This window comes from Nostoc sp. UIC 10890 (assembly GCF_054786515.1).
Genome location: NZ_JBSGKF010000001.1, coordinates 3137212 through 3158957, shown reverse-complemented (window position 1 = coordinate 3158957; position 21746 = coordinate 3137212). Strand labels below are relative to the sequence as shown.

The 21746-nt window shown below is 41.5% G+C and carries 17 protein-coding genes, 1 tRNA gene and 1 pseudogene; 6 read left to right on the top strand and 13 right to left on the bottom strand.

Features of this window, described 5'->3' with window-relative positions; genetic code table 11:
* Window positions 1-8 precede the first annotated feature (8 nt).
* Window positions 9-1148 (top strand): peptidoglycan-binding domain-containing protein, encoded by a 1140-nt coding sequence (locus ACWATR_RS12790; RefSeq protein WP_460332708.1) that lies wholly within the window; start codon window positions 9-11, stop codon window positions 1146-1148.
* A gap of 131 nt (window positions 1149-1279) precedes the next feature.
* Here the strand turns inward: ACWATR_RS12790 and ACWATR_RS12785 are convergent, their stop codons facing one another.
* The 4 genes from ACWATR_RS12785 to lipA all read right to left on the bottom strand — a co-directional run bounded on the left by ACWATR_RS12785 (window position 1280) and on the right by lipA (window position 6021).
* Window positions 1280-1735, bottom strand: coding sequence for a Fur family transcriptional regulator (locus ACWATR_RS12785; protein ID WP_012407750.1), 456 nt, complete (start codon window positions 1733-1735; stop codon window positions 1280-1282).
* A gap of 433 nt (window positions 1736-2168) precedes the next feature.
* Window positions 2169-3419, bottom strand: a complete 1251-nt coding sequence (gene sigC / locus ACWATR_RS12780; RefSeq protein WP_460332705.1) for an RNA polymerase sigma factor SigC — start codon at window positions 3417-3419, stop codon at window positions 2169-2171.
* A 735-nt stretch (window positions 3420-4154) separates the two neighbouring features.
* Window positions 4155-5084 (bottom strand): NAD(P)H-dependent glycerol-3-phosphate dehydrogenase, encoded by a 930-nt coding sequence (locus ACWATR_RS12775; RefSeq protein WP_460332703.1) that lies wholly within the window; start codon window positions 5082-5084, stop codon window positions 4155-4157.
* 58 nt (window positions 5085-5142) lie between these two features.
* Window positions 5143-6021, bottom strand: a complete 879-nt coding sequence (gene lipA / locus ACWATR_RS12770; RefSeq protein WP_460332701.1) for a lipoyl synthase — start codon at window positions 6019-6021, stop codon at window positions 5143-5145.
* A gap of 144 nt (window positions 6022-6165) precedes the next feature.
* Here lipA and ACWATR_RS12765 point away from each other — a divergent pair.
* Window positions 6166-6239 (top strand) — tRNA-Pro (locus tag ACWATR_RS12765).
* Window positions 6240-6468: 229 nt separating this feature from the next.
* A complete protein-coding gene (locus tag ACWATR_RS12760; RefSeq protein WP_460332699.1) occupies window positions 6469-6783 on the top strand; it encodes a YkvA family protein in 315 nt (104 codons plus the stop codon).
* Between the two features lie 104 nt (window positions 6784-6887).
* On the opposite strand, the pseudogene ACWATR_RS12755 reads toward ACWATR_RS12760, so the two are convergent.
* Window positions 6888-7222 (bottom strand): annotated as a pseudogene (locus tag ACWATR_RS12755) (GxxExxY protein).
* Window positions 7223-7295: 73 nt separating this feature from the next.
* The gene (locus tag ACWATR_RS12750; protein WP_460332697.1) at window positions 7296-10502 is read right to left on the bottom strand and encodes a glycoside hydrolase family 15 protein; all 3207 of its coding nucleotides are present in this window, start codon (window positions 10500-10502) and stop codon (window positions 7296-7298) included.
* Between the two features lie 659 nt (window positions 10503-11161).
* On the opposite strand from ACWATR_RS12750, the gene mgtE reads away from it, so the two are divergent.
* From mgtE to ACWATR_RS12735, 3 genes are all read left to right on the top strand, one after another.
* On the top strand, window positions 11162-12514 hold the full coding sequence (gene mgtE, locus ACWATR_RS12745) for a magnesium transporter (protein WP_460332695.1): 1353 nt from the start codon (window positions 11162-11164) through the stop codon (window positions 12512-12514).
* Window positions 12515-12676: 162 nt separating this feature from the next.
* Entirely contained in the window at window positions 12677-13690 is a 1014-nt protein-coding gene (locus tag ACWATR_RS12740; protein WP_460332693.1) for an aspartate carbamoyltransferase catalytic subunit, read from the top strand.
* 169 nt (window positions 13691-13859) lie between these two features.
* Window positions 13860-14300 (top strand): pentapeptide repeat-containing protein, encoded by a 441-nt coding sequence (locus ACWATR_RS12735; RefSeq protein ID WP_181932182.1) that lies wholly within the window; start codon window positions 13860-13862, stop codon window positions 14298-14300.
* A 61-nt stretch (window positions 14301-14361) separates the two neighbouring features.
* Here ACWATR_RS12735 and ACWATR_RS12730 read toward each other — a convergent pair whose 3' ends face one another.
* From ACWATR_RS12730 to ACWATR_RS12700, 7 genes are all read right to left on the bottom strand, one after another.
* Window positions 14362-15702, bottom strand: a complete 1341-nt coding sequence (locus tag ACWATR_RS12730) for a TldD/PmbA family protein (protein ID WP_460332691.1) — start codon at window positions 15700-15702, stop codon at window positions 14362-14364.
* A 142-nt stretch (window positions 15703-15844) separates the two neighbouring features.
* Window positions 15845-17317 carry a TldD/PmbA family protein gene (locus tag ACWATR_RS12725; RefSeq protein WP_460332689.1) on the bottom strand — a complete coding sequence of 491 codons (1473 nt, stop codon included), beginning with the start codon at window positions 17315-17317 and terminating at the stop codon, window positions 15845-15847.
* Window positions 17318-17698: 381 nt separating this feature from the next.
* A complete protein-coding gene (locus ACWATR_RS12720; protein WP_460332687.1) occupies window positions 17699-18523 on the bottom strand; it encodes a glycosyltransferase family 2 protein in 825 nt (274 codons plus the stop codon).
* Window positions 18524-18562: 39 nt separating this feature from the next.
* Window positions 18563-19867, bottom strand: coding sequence for an NAD(P)/FAD-dependent oxidoreductase (locus ACWATR_RS12715; RefSeq protein ID WP_460332685.1), 1305 nt, complete (start codon window positions 19865-19867; stop codon window positions 18563-18565).
* A 94-nt stretch (window positions 19868-19961) separates the two neighbouring features.
* A complete protein-coding gene (locus tag ACWATR_RS12710) occupies window positions 19962-20318 on the bottom strand; it encodes an EamA family transporter (RefSeq protein WP_460332683.1) in 357 nt (118 codons plus the stop codon).
* Window positions 20319-20354: 36 nt separating this feature from the next.
* The gene (locus ACWATR_RS12705; RefSeq protein WP_460332681.1) at window positions 20355-20738 is read right to left on the bottom strand and encodes an EamA family transporter; all 384 of its coding nucleotides are present in this window, start codon (window positions 20736-20738) and stop codon (window positions 20355-20357) included.
* Window positions 20739-20996: 258 nt separating this feature from the next.
* Window positions 20997-21245, bottom strand: coding sequence for a hypothetical protein (locus ACWATR_RS12700; protein ID WP_460332679.1), 249 nt, complete (start codon window positions 21243-21245; stop codon window positions 20997-20999).
* Between the last annotated feature and the right edge of the window lie 501 nt (window positions 21246-21746).

The following is a 21746-nucleotide window of genomic DNA, read 5'->3' as shown; positions in this document are numbered from 1 at the left end:
AAACAAATATGGAAAATCTTGCGTATTTGCACCTAGCTTTCGCCTACGAAGACAGCACACCCAGTGAATTGGTATCCCTCAGTTCTTTGTTTAACAAAGCAGCTGCGCCAGACTGGAAACGGCTTTCTGGTAGGGCTTGGAAGTATATGTTGCCCCTTGCTCTGTCCTTATCTATTCTTGGCGCTGTGAGCAGCGTTATGGCACTGGAAAAAGGCGATCAAGGCCCTTCTGTCAGAAATCTCCAACAAAAGTTAAAAACAGCAGGTTTTTACCAAGCTTCTGTTACCCAAGTATATGACGTATCCACACAAGAAGCTGTGCGGCGCTTCCAAAAGGCCGCTGGTTTAACAGTGGACGGCATTGTTGGAGCAAGCACCCTGCAAAAATTAGAAAGTTGGCAAGCTAAAAAGCCAAGTACTACGACTACACAAGCTAAAAAAGCTACTGTTGTAAGTACACAAGCCCAAAAGCCCAACACTACTAGTTCAACTAGTTCAGCCACCAACAAGCGCCGCAATCCCAACTACCTTGCTAAGGGGGATGAAGGTGAAAATGTCAGGTCTTTACAAGAACGCTTAAGAGTCGCGGGCTTTTATTACGGGAACGCCACAGGAATATTTGGCCCAATTACCGAAGAAGCTGTCAAACGGTTCCAAGATGCTTATAAATTGAGCGTTGACGGTGTTGTTGGCCCAGCAACATTAGGTAAATTGCCCGGAGTTGGCATTGGTAGTGGAGAAGAGGCTCCCAAAAAGGTAGTCAATCGAGATAAACTTCGTGTAGGCGATCGCGGTGAGCCAGTTAGAATTGTTCAAGAACAATTGATCCAGGCAGGATATTTAGAGGGAGAGCCAAATGGCTACTATGGCCCCTACACTGCCGATGCTGTAAGGAGATTCCAAGCCGCTAATTACTTGGCAGCAAGTGGCGTTGCTGGCCCAACAACTCGAGCTAAGTTATATAGCTCAGTTAATACTGCTAGCAAAAGCGAGTTTAATACCCTAGAAATCCAAACGCGTCTACGAGAGCGGGGTTTTTATAAAGGTAAGCTGAACGGTGTGATGGCAGATGACACCAAAAAAGCGATTAAACAAGCCCAGGAGTTTTACGGCATCAGTCTCAAGGATCTTAAGAGCGGACGCTTTTAACATCCGCTTTGGTGTTGTTAGTATCACTTACCAACTGGTTGCTTACCTCCAGTAACAGCAAATTAAAAACTGCTCAAAATTCCATTTATTTGGTTAATTTGAGTAGTTTCGTTTTTTTATCCACCCAAGTGCTAGAGCGGCATCAGCGCCCGTTGGCACTTGGGACATACTGCATGGATGGTCATTTGACAGTCCAGCAGATGGAAACCTTCTTTTTGAGCAGTTTTCGACCCAATTTTTAAAATTGAGTCATTTTTAAACTCAATAGTTGAGTTGCATCTAACACAAATTAAGTGATGGTGGTGATGGGGATAAGGCTGGTTGATTTCATAATGCTTATGTCCCTCACCCAGTTCTAGTTCTCGCAAAATTCCCATTCTTGCCATCAACTTCAAAGTCCGATAGATAGTTGACAGACTGATCCCTTCACCATCAGTTTCTAGCCGATGATAAAGATCCTCCGCACTCAGATGTTCACCTTGCGGAAGTTCTTGAAAAATGTGTAAAATTGTTTCGCGCTGGGGAGTTAATCGCCAGCCTCGTTCGTTCAGTTCTGCCTTGAGTGAAGTAGTTGTGTAGACAGTCATACTAATATTTCTCAACAAAGCTTGTTAATTGAGAATATAACAAATCTTGGGAGCAATTTGCAACAATCATTGCCTATTGAGAATTTATGTTAAATATTTAAGAACAATTCATCAAATCTTGATCAAAATTCAACTAATAAGCTGTAATGCATTTAATTTACATACAGCTAATAGTTAGGATACTTGTAACGATTGCATCCTTTGACTTTGAATTTTGAATGAGTGAATTTTAAATTGCTGATTTGATCCCCACCTTCAAAATATCTGAGCAAAGGTCTGGGGGTAAGTTTCTGCAATTAAATGCAAATTATTTGCTACAAGTCTCTAAGAGGCTTTTAACCTGGAGATCAAGCCAGTCTTTTGTCCATAGTCATTTGTCAAGTGCAGTTTTCTAATGACAAATGACTAATGACAAATGACTCTTGATCATTGACTAACTGAGAGACTCCAAATAGTCGCGGATCAGGTTGCGGCGCTTGGGTTGGCGTAGCTTTTGCAAAGCCTTGGATTCAATTTGGCGGACTCGTTCGCGGGATAAATCGAGAGCGCGGCCAATTTCTGCTAAAGAGTAAGGATGACCATCTGCCAAACCAAACCGCATCAAGATAACATCGCGCTCCCGGCTAGTCAAATCTGACAGAAGATGATGCAAATCTCTTTGTAAAGATTCTCGCATTAACATCTCTTCTGGAGTTACACTGTCAGTTTCGAGTAATTCACCTAATTCAGTGTCTTTATCTTTCCCTACTTTGGTTTCCAAAGAAACGGAGCGAGGAACCCGCAACAAAACTTCTCGGACTTGGGTCGGTGTCATTTCTAACTCAGTTGCTAAATCCTCTAGAGTCGGAGTCCGACCTTTTTCTTGAGCAATTTTGCGTTGAGCCTTTTTGATTTTGTTTAACTTTTCAGTAATGTGAACCGGTAGGCGGATCGTGCGACTAGAAGTAGCGATCGCCCGTGTAATTCCCTGACGAATCCACCAGTAAGCATAAGTACTGAAGCGATAACCTTTGGTTGGGTCAAATTTTTCTACAGCCCGCTCCAAACCAAGTGTGCCTTCTTGGACTAAATCCAACAATTCCAAACCGCGATTTTGATACTTCTTGGCAACAGACACAACTAGGCGAAGATTAGCCTTAATCATGTGTTCTTTTGCTTGGAGTCCTTGGGACTGAATTTGCTCCAACTCTTCTACTGTCAACTTGGCGATTTCAGCCCAGCGACGTTTGCCATCTGCCAAAGTCGGTCTGAGATCGGATAAAACTATTTCAGCAGTAGCAGCCCACCTTTCTAAAGACGGGCGATGTCCGAGTTCAGAGGTCAAACGTTCTTGAACTTCAATTAACCGGAGATAGGGCGTAATCACTTCATCTCCTTGCTTGGCGGCGTTAGCAAGCACTATCCGCATCCGCAAGTAGCGTTGAACTTTTTGAGCTTCTGAAACTTCTTCATCCCGCCCTAACAAGCGAACCCGACCAATTTCTTGAAGATACAGACGTACTAGGTCTGTACTCCGGCGGTTAGTGTTAGCAGCAAAGTTAGCGTTGTCAACAGAAGCCATCTCTAGCTCCTGTAAATCATCTACCGATAACTCACTGTCATCAACCGTGAGATCCGAGTCCAAAGCCTGGCGGGACTTTTTGGTGTTGTAGGGGGCATCTGCATAAAAAGATGTTGCTGGCATAAAGATCGTCTCAATGGCTCCAGGTAACAATAGATTACGGTCAGCTTAGATTACGGTCAGCTATTCAACTGTTGCTATTGTTCCCGTGATTTACGATGAACTAACATGGTTGAAGGTTCCATTACAATTTTTTTAGAAATTAACTGTAAGGGTTTTATTGGATACAGTATTACTGAACTTAATCGGCTGTTAAACTTTTGATTGAATCAATAGCTATTTAAATCCATAGCTAGGCTTTCAATATTTCAACTACTTAGTTAATATTTCAACCACTAGGGTTTGGAAAAGTAACTTTTGTAACACAGTATAAACATCCTTCAGTGAATGTCATCTTTATAATTGGCATAGTCACATTTACATGGTGACTAAAGTAATATCCTGACGATTTACTAATTTTTTCTAAGGATTATTCAGGTATAAGTAGAACTAATAGATATCAGAGAAGTTATTAGTATTAACGGTAAAAATTCTCTTGACACGGAGATAAAAAATGTAAGTAAATTATCAAGCACCCTTTCAGTGTACTTGCGTCGTCTTGTATGTCAGTCTTAAAGTGCCAATTTCAACCTGACAGACTACTAAAGACTTCTTGCATAAGTCGGGCAAAGGGGAAGGTGGGCCCCCTCTGGGGATAAGGGGCGGGGGGAAGGGGAAAAGTTCTGTATTGCCCCCCTTCCCCTTTAACCTTTACCCTTTTCCCCCTCTTGCAAAAGTGCTTTTTGCAAGAGGTCTTAACTAGTAGTTGTACTCCGGCTTGATATCTCGCAACATTAGTTCATCAAGTGCTTGTCCGGGTGTGATTTCGCCTTGAAGTAACCGATAAACTTGCTCGGTAATTGGGACTGTGATGTTTTGTTGCTTGGCTCGTTGCATTAAAACTCGGCAAGTGTTTACTCCTTCAGCAGTTCCTTGTAAATTTGCGAGAGTTTCTGTAAGTGACTTACCACCAGCTAACTGATAGCCGACTTGGTAATTGCGACTTAAAGGACTATTGCACGTTGCTAACAGATCCCCTAGACCTGATAAACCATAAAAAGTTTCTGTCTTTGCACCCCAATTGTTGCCGATGCGAACCATTTCTGTAAGTCCACGGGTGACTAAAGCAGCTTTGGCATTTGTTCCCAGTTGTAAACCATCGCACACACCCGCTGCGATCGCAATCACATTTTTCAGTGTTCCCCCTAATTCCACCCCCAAGGGGTCGGGATTGGTATATACCCGGAAACGATGAGAAGAAAATACTAATTGCACTACTTCCGCAGCCGTGGGAATATTACTGGCTACCACCGTGGCTGCTGGTAACTCCATTTGAATTTCTTTCGATAAATTAGGCCCAGACAAAACAACTACTGCATGGTTAGGGAATATTGTTTGCCAAATTTGTGACGGCGTGCAGGTAGTTTCGGGGTCTAAGCCTTTCGTCGCCGTCACAAAAATTGCCTCTGGAGAAAGGGGGAAAGACTGGACTTGGGAAGCAACATCCCTCACACCAATCATCGAGATAGCGGACAAGATTATTTGGACATCTTTTAAAACTGCTTCCAGAGTTTGGGAACCTTGACGCGACCACACGCGCACCTGATGACCATTTGCGGCGGCGAGATTTGCCAGAGATGCACCCCAAGCACCCGCACCAAGAATTGCTACAGTTTTTGGATTAGTCATTAAATCAAAAGTCTCCCCATCCTCTTAGCTCACCAATCTAAAATCTAAAATCTAAAATCTAAAATTGGCTGCGGGGATAACGTTCCATTAATTCTCTGACTTGTTCTGCATGATATGAACTTCTTGTCAATGGTGAAGAGACAACTTGTAAAAATCCGATTTCTTCGCCGAATGCTTTCCAAGCCGCAAATTGTTCTGGGTTGACAAATTCGTTTACTTGCAAGTGTTTTTGACTAGGTTGGAGATATTGCCCAATTGTCAAAATGTCGCAATCTACAGTTCGCAAGTCTTGCATGACTTGGCGGATTTCGGCATCAGTTTCACCGAGTCCAACCATGATCCCGGATTTAGTGTATGTGTTAGGAGAAACTTGACGAGTGCGCTGCAATAATTCTAATGTGCGATCGTAGTTTCCTTGGGGACGCACCCGGCGATATAGGCGTGGAACAGTTTCGGTATTGTGGTTTAATACTTCTGGCGCAGCTTGTAGAATCAACTCTAGAGCATTCCAATTACCGCACAAGTCAGGAATTAGCACCTCAATTGTCGTGTTGGGTGAAACAGAGCGAACTGCATCAATACATGCCATAAACTGAGACGCACCACCATCAAGCAAATCATCTCGGTTTACAGAAGTGATTACTACATGATTAAGTTTCATGCGGCGAACAGCTTCCGCCAGTCGTGCAGGTTCTGTAGCGTCTAGTGGTTTAGGTTTTTTCTCAAAATCAATATCGCAGTAGGGACAAGCGCGTGTACAAGCCGGGCCCATAATCAAAAACGTAGCAGTCCCAGCATTGAAGCATTCACCAATATTAGGACAGGACGCTTCCTCACAAACTGTATTTAGGGCTAAATCCCGCAAAATTTCTTTAACGTTACCGATGCGCTCACGCCCAGGTGCTTTTACCCGCAACCAGTCTGGTTTTACAGTCACAATCCACTTTTACCATTAGAGTTATATAAATTTAATCGTAGCAAGCAAAGCCTTGGATGAAGTGATCATATATATAGATATAGATGTAATTCTGCTATTTGCCACAGGTTGTGATATTGTTAATCTACAATGCCATTTTTATGACGGGATGTGGCGCAGCTTGGTAGCGCACTTCGTTCGGGACGAAGGGGCCGCTGGTTCGAATCCAGTCATCCCGATTTTTTGAAAGTACAGTACCTTGAATTATTGATAGTGCCGTAATTGCTGGTCTAAGGCACTTTAAAATTTGAATATTTTAACATAATTATAAATATTCGCCCTTATTTACTTATTTTTCTCTGTTGACAAATTATAAGTAGCGTCTTCCAGACAAACTAGGGCGGTTATTCACACCGGGAATTTTTAGCATAATTTGTCAAAATTAAAGATAACTAGGAGGTTCAAAATATGAAATTTTCAATCCAATCACTTTACACCTGGTATCGCGATGTGCTTCGTAACCCTAAGTACCGTTGGTGGGTAATTTTAGGAACGTTGGTTTATTTGGTCAGCCCATTTGATATTCTCCCAGATTTTATACCTGTTGTGGGACAAATTGATGATGTTTTTCTTTTGACCCTGCTAGTTAGTGAGGTGTCGGGGCTAGTAATTGAGGGTTGGAAAGCTCGTAAGGGTGATGTGGGTACTGAAGTACCTAATACTACTGAGGGTTCTACTTCTAGTGGAAGCACTATTGATGTTGATGCTGTTTCTGTTAAGTAGTTTTAATAAAACCCCTGCTTTTGGAGTCTTAGGTGGGGGATATTTTTTTTCAACGCAAAGGGGCGTGGAGGGAAGCGCGGAGGTTCGCGGAGGATGAGAGGGAGTTAGAGGTTGTTGGCTACGCGTTTAATACCTTCTTTGAGGTGGAGGACGTTAAAGTTGAGGAGAAGACCTAGTTTGCAGTTTGCTAGTTTGAGATAGGTTAGGAGTTGGACGGAGTGAATTGGGTGGAAGGACTCTACAGATTTAATCTCTACAATTACTTGGTTTTCGACAATCAAATCTAATCGATAAACACATTCCAATTGCACATCTTGATAAACCAAGGGTAATGGAATTTGCTTGCCAATATTCAATCCGGCTTTCTTCAACTCATAATCCAAGCACTCCTCATAAGCCGACTCCAACAAACCAGGCCCCAAAGCAGTATTACCCTCATCGCACACCCTATAATCACCTCACTCAACTCATTCTCTGCGTTCCTCTGCGCTTCCCTTTGCGCCTCTCTGCGTTTAAAAATCCTTCACAAATTCCGTCAAGAACCTGAACGCCTTCAAAATATAACTAGCACAATCTCTAGGAGAAGTATTGTAAAACGATCGCCACGCACTCGCCTTATCTTCATCATAGCGATCGCTGCGTTGACTATGATTTTCTAGCCATGCCAATCGCACTGCATGGCCAATTAACACATCCAACACGATATATTCTTCGATTTGCAGCTTGGGATTATTGGCTGCGATCGCAGCTAATTCGATTAATGCTTCAATATTAACTTGGCGGTATTCTGGAGCTTCGATTTTATTTAGCAAATGCTCAATTAACAGAGCAAAATTTCTTTCTCCTGCTGTCATTTCCGACAGCATTATCTCACTATCTAAACGATTGCGGCGCTCTAGTTTATCGCCAATTACTAGACCCTTGCAATGTTGCATTAATAGCCAAACTTGCTTAAAAAATTCTTTTGGTACACGCCCCGTTGCACCTTCAGCTTGGCGAAACCTCCGCCAACCGCCTGATGGGACTTCTATTCCTTCTTCAATCGCTGGTAAAACCACCCAAGCAATATCACTTTCTTTTTGCTTGACGTGTAGTGATTCTTGCTGGCGCAACAGGCTACTCATGCCAGTATATCCAGTTAATACCTGACGCAAGCGCACTTTTACTTCAAAGGGTGAAAGTTGCATTAGGTAATCGTAAGCTTCATCTTGAGTGACGTGTAATTCCCGCGCTAGTTCGCTGGTTATTAATAAGATGAGATAGCCGACTCTCAGTGTTAGTAGTCCTTGGAATAGTTCGGGTTCTGAACGAATTAAGATACCAAGATAGATTAAAATCTCTTGAGTAAGGACGCGATCGCGGATATCCTCACGACAGAAATGATTAATTTTATCGGCAATTTCATCGTGAGACATGGGTACGGTAATCAAGGACGCTTCACTATAAGCTTTACCCACAGCAATTTGCTTACCTCGCACCAAAATGCTCGTTACTGCATCTGATAGGCTGATATCAACCATTTGGCGTAACCCAGCAGCCCGCCGTACTACTGCCCAAATACCTAAATCTCCAGCTTTGGTGTAAACTTCATCGAGCAAATCGGCTACGGTGACAGGATATCCTGGGCCACCGTAACCTGTATCAAATTTCATTCCCTGCAAGCGAGTTAAAGTTTGCAATAACTCAATTTGTTCGTAGATGTTCTCTGATGAGCGCAAATGAGAAAGTAATAACCCAAAGTTAGTTTCACACTCCACTTGAAATTCTTGGGTATGTCCTAAGCGCCAGTTTTTCTCAGGATGATAAGCTAAATAATAGCAACGTGGGCTAGCATTTTTCACTGGCGATCGCGAAAATTCTGCATTGGGTAGAAAATCAATTCTTTGGATTCCTGCTGTCAGCATTAGCTGATTTAGCCGCCCTAATTTCACTCGCACACCGTTACAAACACCATCTTTCAGTTCTTGCATTAGTTCTAGTAATGCTTCCGAACCTGCTTCTAACATTGTGTGCGTCAACATTAAAGTCAGAGTAGGACGCCCTAAATCGCTCCAATATTTTTGAATGTAAGCTAGTTCGCTTCTAATTTGATCCAGTAAAAAATGGTAATCAAGGGTTAGATAAAACTGCTGAGAATCTGAGAATGAAGGCAAAAAGACAATTGTTTCACCACGAATCCGAAAGATTCTAGATGTTGTTAAACTCCGCAACCGCCGCACTGGACGCCCAGTTAAACCAAGTTTGTAATTACGTCCAATTTGCGTATAAATAGCTGAAAATTCTCCAGCTTTTCTCACCTGAATCGGTTCTACTTGGGCAGGTGTTTGTGCTTCAATTCCATGAACTTCTAGTTTTGTCTGTAAATCTTCGTCTTCTGCTAATAAGGCAATTTGTACCAATGCCTCGCGCTGTTTCCCCACACATAAATGTCTTCCTAAAGGGTCGATATCACCAACAGCTAATAACCCTTCACTCAACATTTGACTGAGAAAATATAAACTCTGCGCCCACACCAAGGGAATATTTTCATTTGGCAAACGTGGTTGCGTTTGGGGTGCTAACTTTTCTGCCTCTATGTTTTCTGCTGGAACATAATAAAGTTCTGGCAATAAATGCAAACCATCTTGTTCTATAAGTAATGATTCTAAAAGCTCTTGGTATTTTTTAACTTGTTCTTGTTCGCCGCGAAATAATCCGTCTAGAACTAAATAAGTAAAAAACAACGGCCATTCGCATTCAATATGCTCAAATTGCTTGAGTTCCCACGGTTCGTAGTGTAAACGTTGATGATCTTCTAAAACTGTTTGGTGTCCATCACGTAGAAAGCGTTTGCAGCCGTATTTACCTGCGAGTTTATTGATAATATCGTTTAAAGTGCGATCGCGTAACTCCAAATTTTCTACGGCAAAGGCAGGATAACTAATAATACTTAATAGCGCTGCGTCAATTTCTTTGGAACCAGATTCTCTCGGTAATAAGGATTCTAAAGTAATCCGGGCGCGGGCGATTTCATCTGGTAGCACATGAATTACCGATGCTTGACTACCACGCACACCAAACAAATCCAGTCCGTTGATAGCTTCTAAAGCAGCTTTTGCCATGCCTACAGAACTGGCATTTAACTCTGCACTACCCCGATTAATTTTATTCCCACGTTCCCAAATGCCGTAATCTGGTGTGCGGTAAGCTCGTCCAATATAGTAAACCAAATTTTGGACGAAATTCACTTCATCAATGGTATAAATTATTTGCAATCCCGCAGCCGTCATTTGCCCCAACATCAGCAAAAATATAGATGTGGCATCAAGTTGCAAATGTCCCCATTCGTCATCACCAACAACAATGTCACCAGTCGCGGTATTATATTTGGCGTGCAGTCCATCTAGTAGCGACTGAGTATGTTTAAATGTCTCTACTTTGTGAGCCTGTCTCATCATCGCAAATAGTAACCCGCGCATCAATTTGATGACACTGTGTTCTAGTTCATAGGTGCGTCCCTCATCGTCGTCAATCTTGCGGTATGCAAGTCCTAAACCCCAAACTGCCAAAATGCTGTAAACGTTGTCTCGTACCCAGGCATCAGTATAATCACCGTGGGCTGTAATCGCTGTACTTGCAGGTAATAAACCAGTAATCGGATTTTGCCGAGTCAGGATGATCGTTTTGATTTGCTGGTAGTAATAGTCCAAGCGAACTAGCAATTTGGTAGATGTTTTCATGGTTTGGTTCAGAACAACTTGCAAAATTCGACCCTGTGACTGTGAAGTGAATTACCTAAATCAAGCCAGAACAAGCTCTGTAATGCTTGATGGGACAACAGCTAAGGGTGGTGTGAGTTTATTATTATCTCCTGTTAATAGACTTCTGGGTACTTAATTTTAGCGATCGCCCAATTATTAGAGAAATGGTGATCGCTAAAGCTCAAACACATTACCGCAACCATGAAGTAAAACCTGCCAACCCATTTTTGATTCTCCGTCGTCCAGGTGACTACGCATGAAGTTGCTTGATACTAAAAATTACTTAATAGTGTTGTAAATATTTTGACTGTATAAAGTTTGTGAAAAAAATCGTTGATTGCCTTGACATAGCTTATAGCAGTAGTAAAATCTACTTAAAGTTACACGTAAATTACCTGAAACACAGGGCATTAAATTACTCACGACTGAGGAATATCACAGATGCTGAATGCTACGATTCAGTATCCACCGGAGAGTGCTATTCCGGGTTAGGATGATGACTAGCGATGCCTTAATTTAGATATCGATATTGAATTGTTGAAATTTTATGGGCAATAGTCCACCAGATGGCAGTATCAACCTCCTCTGAGCTGGCGAGGAAGTCTCCCAGCGCGGGGGAGACTTAGGAGATATATCTCATGCTCACACAAGATATTCGTGATTTGCTGACTGATACTACCGATTTAAACCAGTTGAAATGGGATTTAAATCGCTTGCAACCTGTGGATGTGGGAGACTACATTACACAATTGCCTGAGAAACAACGCGCGATCGCATTCCGTTTACTCAACAAGGCTCAGGCAATTGATGTATTTGAATATCTGCCCACAGAGGTGCAGGAAGAACTAATTAATTCTCTGCATGATGTCCAAGTAGTGCAACTTGTAGAAGCGATGAGTCCCGACGAACGGGCAGAGTTGTTTGATGAACTACCTGCTGGGGTAATCAAACGGTTATTACAAGAACTTAGTCCAGAACAAAGGCAAGCAACAGCAACAATTCTCGGCTATCCCGAAGGCACTGCTGGGCGGGTGATGACAACTGAATATGTCCGGTTGCGCCAAGGATTGACTGTAGGTGAAGCCCTGAGCAAGATCCGCCGTCAAGACCAAGACAAGGAGTCGATCTACTACGCCTACGTTACAGATGACAACCGGACGCTGGTGAGAGTAGTTTCACTGCGCCAATTGCTGTTTACCTTTCCCGATGTTTTCATCAAGGATATTGCTAGCGATCGCGTCATTAAGGTGAGAACTGAAACCCCTCAAGAAGAAGTGGCGCGAATCATGCAGCGCTACGACTTAATCGCTATCCCCGTAGTTGATCGAGAAGACCGATTGGTTGGCATCGTCACCATTGATGATGTCATGGATATTTTGGAAGAAGAAGCCACAGAAGATATCCAAAAACTGGCGGGTGTTAGTGGTGATGAAGCAGCTTTATCTTCCCCCCTACTCACCATCCGCAACCGCTTGCCGTGGCTTTTGGGGATTATGGCCATGTATATTGGTGCTGCTAGTGCGATCGCACCTTTTCAATCTGTAATCTCCGCAGTGCCAGTTTTAGCAGTCATCATGCCAATTTTTTCTAACACTGGTGGTACTGTTGGGATTCAATCATTAACGGTAACAATTCGCGGCTTGGGAGTAGGCGAGGTAACACCCAAAGATACCTTGAAAATTCTTCGCAAAGAAGTTTTAGCAGGTCTAGGCACAGCCGTAGTTTTAGCTGCAACAATGATTTTGCTTTCCTTAATTTGGGCGCGACCCCAAGAACGATGGGTGGCTTTAATTGCCGGAATGGTAATGGCAACTAATACAATTGTGGCTGTTACACTTGGCACTCTACTGCCAATGGGTTTGAAACGACTAAAGCTTGACCCAGCTTTGGTTAGTGGCCCGTTAGTGACTACAATGCTAGATACAATTGGATTTTTAACCTTCCTCAGCCTAATTTCTCTAGCTTTAAACGTTTTCCATTTACCAACTTGAAAGGATTGGGCATTGGGCAAAACAGTTGTGAGTGGTGAGTTAAGAGTTAAGAGTTAGGAGTTAAAAGTTTTGTTTATCTCCTTGTCCCCGCGTCCCCCCTCATCTCCCCATCTCCTATGCCCGAATGCCCAGTCCTCAGTCCCCAGTCCCCAGTCCCCAAATATGCCTACTACCACCTGGAATCGTCATCACATTCTTTCTCTAGCTGACTTCACCACCGCTGAATACGATACTGTTTTGCAAACTGCTGCTAGTTTTCAAGAAGTGCTATCACGGCGGACGAAGAAAGTGCCAACCTTGCAGGGACAGGTGGTGGCGAATTTATTTTTTGAATCCTCTACCCGCACTCGCAGCAGTTTTGAACTGGCAGCCAAACGCTTAAGTGCAGATACGCTGAACTTCGCCGCAGCCACATCTTCTATGACTAAGGGAGAAACAATTCTCGACACGGCGAAAACCTATTTGGCTATGGGAACTGATATTATGGTAGTCCGCCATCGAGAAGCAGGAGTACCAAATGCGATCGCGGCTGAAATGGATCGTTTAGGTGTACGAGTTAGTGTCCTCAATGCTGGCGATGGTCAACATGAACATCCTTCCCAAGCACTGCTAGATTTATTTACCATAACTACTCTAATTGACCCAGATCATCCCCGATTAGAACTTTTAAAGGGGAAAAAGATTGCCATTGTTGGGGATATTCTCCATTCTCGTGTGGCGCGATCGAATATTTGGAGCTTAATTGCCAGTGGTGCCGAAGTGCATCTCGCAGCACCACCCACCCTCTTACCCAAGTTATTTGCCGAGTTTATCTCTGAAGAGTCAGAAGTCAGGAGTTATCCCCCCAATCCAAAACTATTTCTTCATTGGCAACTAGAACCAGCTTTGCAGAATGCCGATTTTGTGATGACTTTGCGTCTGCAAAAGGAACGGATGACGGCTCATTTATTGCCAAGTTTGCGAGAATATCATCAGCTATTTGGCATTACAAGCACAAAGTTGCAACTTTGTAAACCTAACGTCAAAGTTTTGCATCCAGGCCCAGTTAACCGTGGTGTCGAAATTAGTTCTGAGTTGATGGATGACCCAGAATTTAGTCTTATTCAATCGCAAGTTACCAGTGGTGTCGCCGTTCGCATGGCGCTGCTGTATTTATTAGGTAGCGGTAAAGCTTAATATAATCTCAGTGAATTTTACTCCCATCGGACTATCTGACGGAAGAATACCTAATCTCATAGAAATTATATGTTCTTCCGATCGCATGAGGACAAAATTCTGGCATTTTGGGACAGTGGAACCACAGAAGTTAAAAATTGAATAACTTCTAGAAATGTCGGAGGTAAATATGAAACCAATCTTTTTGACGGCAGCAGCCTTACTCAGCACGCTATCTTTAGCTGCTCCCATTTCCGTCAAAGCAGAAAACTCCGCCCCTGTCCGCCGCTTGTTAGAAACTAGAGAATGTTTCGGATGTAATTTAACAGGAGCAAATCTTAAAGGCGCTCATCTTATAGGTGTTGACTTGAGAAACGCAAATTTAAAAGGGGCTAATCTCGAAAATGCGAACCTAGAAGGTGCAGATTTAACTGGTGCAAATTTAAAGTCTGCTAATCTCACAAATGCCTTTGTTAGTGGTACTAGCTTAAATGATGCTAATCTCACCGACGTTGATTTGAGTAATGCTCATTTATATAATACTGAAGTTGATGGCGCAGTTTTAGCCAATATTGATTTAAGCGGTGCTGATGTATTTAATACTGCCATTAGCGTCGGTGGTGAATATTAATTGATGCCAAAGTGATGAGTTAAGAGTTATGTTCAACTCCTAACCCTACACTTGTTAAGTTTTACTCACCGGTAATCGAAAGTTCATTAACCCAGATTTTCGGACAAACTCCCCCTGGCGTTAACTCTGGCTCTTTTTCTACATAAATAATTGATTTCAAGAGTTCTAAGAAATCGCCAGCAACAGTTGCTGACTCAATACTCGTCCTCACACCCTTGTTAACTAGCCAACCATCAAACGGCAAAGAGAAGGAACCTTGCAAAGATTTAACTCCAGCATGGAGAGCTTGCAAATCATCGATAAGAATCACATTTTCAGCCGTTTCTAAGCTAAACTCCTGCTCAGGAGTTGCTGTGGAAAAAACATGATAAAAATTGGGACTGACGCTGACTTTTGCCCCAATACTAGCATTACCCGTTGGGTGGGCATTTAACCTCTTAGCAGTACCGGCACTATGAAGAAATCCTGTTAAAACGCCATTTTCAATTAGCGAAATCTGACGAGTCGGAGTTCCTTCACCATCAAAAGTTTCTGCACCTACATTAGCTGGGTGCAACGCATCGTCATAAACTGAAATTAGAGGGGAAGCAATTTGCTTACCTAAATCATCAGGAGTAGATAGACTTTGATTGTCTAAAATACTTTGAGCATTGAACAAGTTAGAAAAAGCACCCAATAGACTTAAGAAAGCTTCAGCTGAGAAAACAACTCGATATTTACCAGTTTTGATTTTTTCATAATTCAAGTGGCTGATAGTTTTATCGGCGGTTTCTTTGATGCAACCATTAATATCTAGATTATCTAAACTCTGGTTGATTCTAAAAGCACCTGCACTGCGCGGTTTTTTCCCTTCTTCCTCAGTTTTACTGTAAAGATAAACTGATGCTAAGGAGTGAGATTCAGTTCTCACCGCGCCGTCACTATTGAGATAAAATCTGTCAATATCTCTTTGTGACAAACCGTTATAAGGTACACCTTTAATTGCTGGATGAGCAGCCAGTAATTCTTTTTCAGCTACCAACAATTTTTCTATGAGTTCAGCAACAGGTGCTTGAGGTGCTTTATCCTGGGGCTTATTTGGAATAGGAATAGTAGCCTCTGGACTAAAATCAGGAACATTTTCTTTAACACCAAAGAAACTGGCTTCGTAAGCAGTTTTTAAAGCTAATTCCAGTCCCTTGGGGTCTACATCCGTGGTGCTGGTGACACCCATTGTATTATCTTCATTCCAGACACGAACAGTAACACCAGAGCGATTTGAAGCTTTGACTTGTTTTGGCTCACCTTGGTCTACTTGTACGCTAGTGTCATCTACTGTTGAGCCATAAATGTCGAATTTCTTAATACCAAGCTTACCAGCATTGTCCTTGGCGGAATTTGCAATCTCATTTATGTTGGGCATAGTCAATTTTGGGTTTGGGATTTTCTCACTCCCTGCTTCAGCCTGGGAATGTAATAATGAAGGGCTTCTTCTTTTCTAGATATAAATAAGTGACAGAGCCACGAAGAAGGCGTTTCCAGGTAAAACCTGGAAGTTGACGAGATTATCTTCCACCGACGGTAATAGAATCAACCTTGATGTGGGGTTGTCCGACTGTGGTGTAAATACTGCCACTGACGGAACCACAAAAACCTGGTGCTATTTCCAAATCTTGGGAACACATGGAAATTTTATTCATAATTTCCTTCGCTTCACCGATTAGAATTGCTCCCTTTAGTGGTTTGGTGATTTTGCCATTTTCAATCAAATAAGCTTCATCAACACTAAAGTTAAATTGGCCTGTAGCACCAACGCTACCACCACCCATTTTTTTACAGTAAATACCTTTATCAACTGAGGCAAATAATTCATCATTGCTATATTCGCCAGAATCAATATAAGTATTACGCATCCGGCTAGCAGCTGCATAGGTATAATTTTGGCGGCGTCCACTTCCAGTTCTGGGGTGTCCGGTGCGTGAGGAACCTGTTCTATCTGCCAAGAAGTTTTTCAGAACACCTTTTTCAATTAATAGGGTTCTTTGAGCAGGCATACCTTCGTCATCCATATCAATTGTTCCGAAGGCATTTTCAGAGCGCCCTTCATCCCAGGCTGTCAAACTTTCGTGGGCAATTTTTTCGCCTTTTTTGTCAGCAAAGGGAGTGGTATTGCGTTCAATTTGAGTGGTTTCTAGCAAGTGTCCGCAAGCTTCGTGGAAGATTACGCCGCCAAAGTGATTGGCCATAATAATCGGGTAAGTACCTGATTCCACGTAATCTGCGTAGAGCATTTTTCCAGCCGATTCTGCTATTTTCTCAGCGGCTTGTTGAGAATCCCAAGTTCTCAAGAAGTTGGCATCGCTAGTATTACCAGCGCGATCGCCAATTGAGCTACGATTAGCACCATCAGCACACAATAGGTTAAATCCTACTGATTGTGTGAGGCGAATATCACGAGCAAAAGTCCCATCACTAGCGGCGATTAAAACTTCTTGCCAATCCCGGAAATAGGTAGCACGGCGCGATTGGACGTGGCTAGCTTTTTGCTTCAGGTGGGCAGTACCATCAAGGAGGATTTCTCCCATTTCGCGGATGGAGCTACACACTGGTAGCCATGCATCTTTACCTCTTTTGGTGGCGTAATCTCTCAATAATTCCAGGTTGATTTCTGGGATGAAAGCCTTAGCAGTGGGTAGTTGCAATCCTAAGATAGAAAGACCTTTTTCTAAAGCTGCTTTCAAACCGAAAAAAGAAAGGTCATTGGTGCTGACGTAGCAATCAGCTTTACCACGAAATACTCTAACTCCCGCGCCTGTAGACAGACTGGGTGAAATACTCGTGATGGAGTCATCTTCTGCAAGACAACTAATATAGTTGCGACGCTCTAAAAATAATTCGATGAAGTCAGCACCAGCGGCGCGTCCTAGTCCCAGGAGAGTAGCCAGAGGGGCTTCCCAGGTTTCATCGAAACGCTCTGGTGTGGAAGAATATTGGAGTGTGGGAAGTTGATTCGAGAGAAGTAGCGTACTTGTAAGCATGGATAGCCTCTTCTGCTGGCGTAATTCAGAGATTTGACTGAAAAATTCTGGTGTGTTTAGTCTAACAAATGAGTCAAAGCCACAGTTGGCAGAAAGGCGTGTGGATTTCCCTCCAATTCAGCAAGACTTTGGAAAACTCACCCGCAGACTAGAAGTTTGGGACTATATAAACAAAGCCCGCAAAGGCGGGCTGAGATTTTGAAACTTGAGGGTGTCGGTGTAAAAATTTAGTTATCACAAAGGGAGTCATGAGCTAAGAGTGGAATGGGATAAACCCCACCTGTACCAGAAGATAGAAGCTTCTTGACGACTAACTCATATTAAATATGCAATTTTGTCTGCTGTTTAGCTTAATTCAATCCAGAGTATCACTCTAAAGATTTATTTACGATTTCCCATTTTCAATGGAACTCTTGCTGTTCCTTGGTCATTGAAAGTCTGACCTAAATTTGAAGTTGGCGGTGTCGATGTTAGATTCTTAAACAAGAGTTTTAAGGTTCGAGTAATAGTTTTGAGAATTTTCATTTTGCTAGCAGTTGGCTTTTGGTCATATCTCAAAACCATTGGAATTTCTGCAATTTTAGGTTTGAGTACTTTAGCTTTCAGCAGTAAATCTATCATGCAAGCAAATCCACTTTCAGTAAATAGATTTTCCCCATAATACATATCTAGTTTACTGACGAAATTACGGTTATACAGCCTGTAACCGCAAGTATAGTCTCTTACACCGGGTACACGGGCGGCAATTCTAAAAAGCCAGCTGGCTCCGTAACTCATTATCTCTCTAAATCTTGATAAACCTATGACTTTAGAGCCTTTTCGATATCTAGATGCGATCGCAATATCATAGCTACCAGCTATCATTGTGTCATACATCTTGATTAAGAGTTCTGGTGGTTGAGTGTTGTCGCAATCCATCGCAGCTAAAAAATCACCTTCTTTAGAGATTTCTAAGAAAGTCATGAAACCTGTTTTAATTGCTTGACCTAAACCAGCATTTTTGGGATGTTGGACTAATTTCAGTAATATACCCAGTGATTCAGATTCTTCTAAAGCTGTCTCGGCAGTTGCATCACTACTACCATCATCAACAAGAATAAGTTTTATCTCCATCTTAGAGATTTGCTGTAATGTCTGAAATCTTTTGAACAAGGGGCGAATTGATGCTTGCTCGTTATATGCGGGTAAAAGAACAAAAAGACTCATAAGTACCTCGTGTAATTTTCAAAATATCATTTTCAAATTTCAAGAATTCAGTAATGTTGAATTCCTGAGAAATTCATCAACTTGTCGCACAACTGCGTTGTTATTGACGCTATCATTAACCAACTGTGAGGTATTGACGACGAAAAAATCATCGTTTTCTGTACTCACTTGTGGAACAAGGCTTGAATAATTTAAAACTTGTAGTGGCTGAACTTTAATAGCTCGATTAATGTGTGCTGCTACAATGTCATCTGCTTTTAGTTCAGGGAACATCAAGCGTATACCCTGGAAGAATACTTGGCGCAATTCATCATCTGGCTGTTTTAATAACGGGTCAGTGGAAAGGATATATTTTGGCAGGAATGTCATGTGATATCCTGCTGTTTCTTGCAAAGAAACTAAATTGCTCATACCGATAACTCCGGTAAAAGGAATATTCTTATCGGCAATATTTACTACGTAATAAGGCACTAGAGCCTTGCGAGTAATTAGTACCATGCAGACTACACCCAGGTATTCTACTGTTTCACCAGTCTTTGAAACTTTCACCAACTCATTAGCAGCAACCTGTTGCAGAATATTAACTGGGCCAGTAAAAATGACTTTATCAAAATGTTCTTTTTTACCCTGATATTCTACCCACATTCCACCTCCTGGATTAGGTGCAATATATTCCACTGCGACACCTGTGTGGATATGACCTCCAGCCGCATAAATTAATTTTTCTATATGGTCAAAAACAGTTTTGTAACCACCTGAGACATAACCAAGTTGTTCTTTATTTAATGAGGAATCTCGTGCTGAAAATAGTCGTTTGATATAAGCCCAGATAAAAACTGCTGATATTCGCTTATAGTTCTCTCCTAATTTGGATAGCAGCAAGGGTTTCCAGAGCTTTTCGTATGTGCTTTTTCCACCGAGTTTTAATAGCCAATCTTCAACTAAAATCTTCTCTAAGCGCCGCCAGTTATTTAGGCGTGAACCATATAGGAGAGTAAAGGCTAATCTGATTTTACCTATAAGTCCAAACAAAGGAAAGCGCAAAAACTCTATAGTGTTACTTATAGAATAGAATTTTTTATTATCATAAAAACCTGTTAAACTCCGATGCCAACGCAGTTTATCTCCAAGACCAATATCTCTGAGAAAATTTATTAAATGAGTATCAGAAGGTAAGATAACGTGATAAAAACGATCCCAGGTAAATAACCCATAATCATGATAGGTGGTAAGTCCACCAAGCTGCTTGTTGCTATCAAATACAGTGACAGTATGTCCTTGATGTGAAAGACGTTGGGCTAATACTAACCCAGTTATACCCCCGCCAATAATGCCTATATTCATAAATTTAGATTCTTGTAGGAATGTTTTTGATATTTATCTCTCAGAAACTTTTGATTTTTAATATTAATAATCTAATTTATGGCATTTTTAACTATTAGTTAACAACAAGAACCACACCAGCTATGATAATAGAAATTCCTACCCACTGGCTAAATATAACCTGCTCTTTTAGAAGATAGTGAGAAGCAATTGGTATAAGTGCATACATTAATCCTAGAACTGGAAACGCTTGACTCAGAGGAATTATCCGCAATACATAAAGCCACAAGATAGTCATAAATGTATAGCAGACAAACCAAATCAAAAAATAACGAGAAAATAACAGATTTCGGATAGATGTGCTGCCTCCATTCGTAGGGCTAGAAATGTAAAGTCCATATTTTAGTGAAAGGTTAGCTGTTGTTCCCAATAAAACTACAAACATTAAAAGCAGCCAAGTAATGATGTTCATTTGTCAATACTTTTTATGGAATTTACTAGGGGAAATTTATATAGACTTTTTAAGTGGAATCACAACTAAGAGAACACCCACAAAAATCGTGATGACTCCCGCTATCCGAGTTAGTGTAATCTCTTCATTAAAAAAGTAATATGAGCCGAAAAGTATACCGACATAATTTAAACTAGTCAGTGGATAAGCAATACTTAATTTTACAGTTCGCAGAGCCAATATCCAATTTACTACTCCCAAGCAATAAACAGTAATAGCTAATGCTAATTTTTGCAGAAATTCCCAAGTTAATAGTCCCTCATTTGGATGACTCATGCTATGCTTCATCAGCAATTGTCCAGAAATACTAAATAAAATGCTGATAAACAGGATAGTATAAGGAATTATTTTAAAGCTGGAAATTTGCGAGATAGATTTCATAGTACATTTGCCTCAATCAATATAGTAGGTGTGTACCAGACAGTAAACAGTCCGTTTCTTTAAACGTTTTGTTTTGGATTTTGGTCACACCTTCTGTGCAATTCAACCTCTACTTCAGTAAATAGACAACAAAATTAGGAAGGCTATGTTGAAAGGGCTGATATCAAAATAAACGTTGAAGCTCATGTCCTAGAGTTAACAACTAAATACTATGCGGCTTCCATGATGGTATTTGTATGATTCGCAATAGAGCGCCAGTTACGCTTCAAAACTAGTTTTAGTGCGATCGCAAGCAATATCTAGGTTATAAAGGATACAGATGTAGTGAAGGTTGAAGGCTTTGCCATAAATGACCTCTGAACAAAGTTTAGCAGTGTGCTTAGGCGTAGCCCGTCGTAGACATTGCTTATGCTCAACTTGGATTCGACTTATATGTGCAACAAATGGAGCTAAACAAATAAAAATGGATTGCCAGAATTTTTGATTAATCCATTTATTAACTGTCATTAGTTGTATCCTGCTGTAGATATCTTGTTGAAGAAACTACTGAACCTCTCAAGCCATTAACTTAACTGGATTGATAAATGTTCTTAATTGGTTTCAGGAAAGTTTATTAATTTACTGACATACCATAGAACTTATTCTGGCTCACAGATGTATCTATAACCTCGGACGGGAACTAAGCCGATTCATAACAATTTTTCTCAAATCGAGTGTGTATATATGCTCTTTTTAGACATGGGAACCAAATAAGTAACAGAAGTCTGCTTGGCTGCGTAAATTGTAGACTCGACAAATCATTCTACGGTAATGCGCTTTACAGGTTTCTGGGGACTTTTACTGAATATCCAAATAGAGCTTTTGACAACACTAACAATTAATGCAAACTGCGTTAGCTAATCAACTCGGAGTTGACCTTGATTGCATTGTATTTGATATAATTTTAGATTATCGAGTATTAGGTTTGCTTGATTTCTCTTGGTAATTTTAACTAAGTTTTTTCTCCAA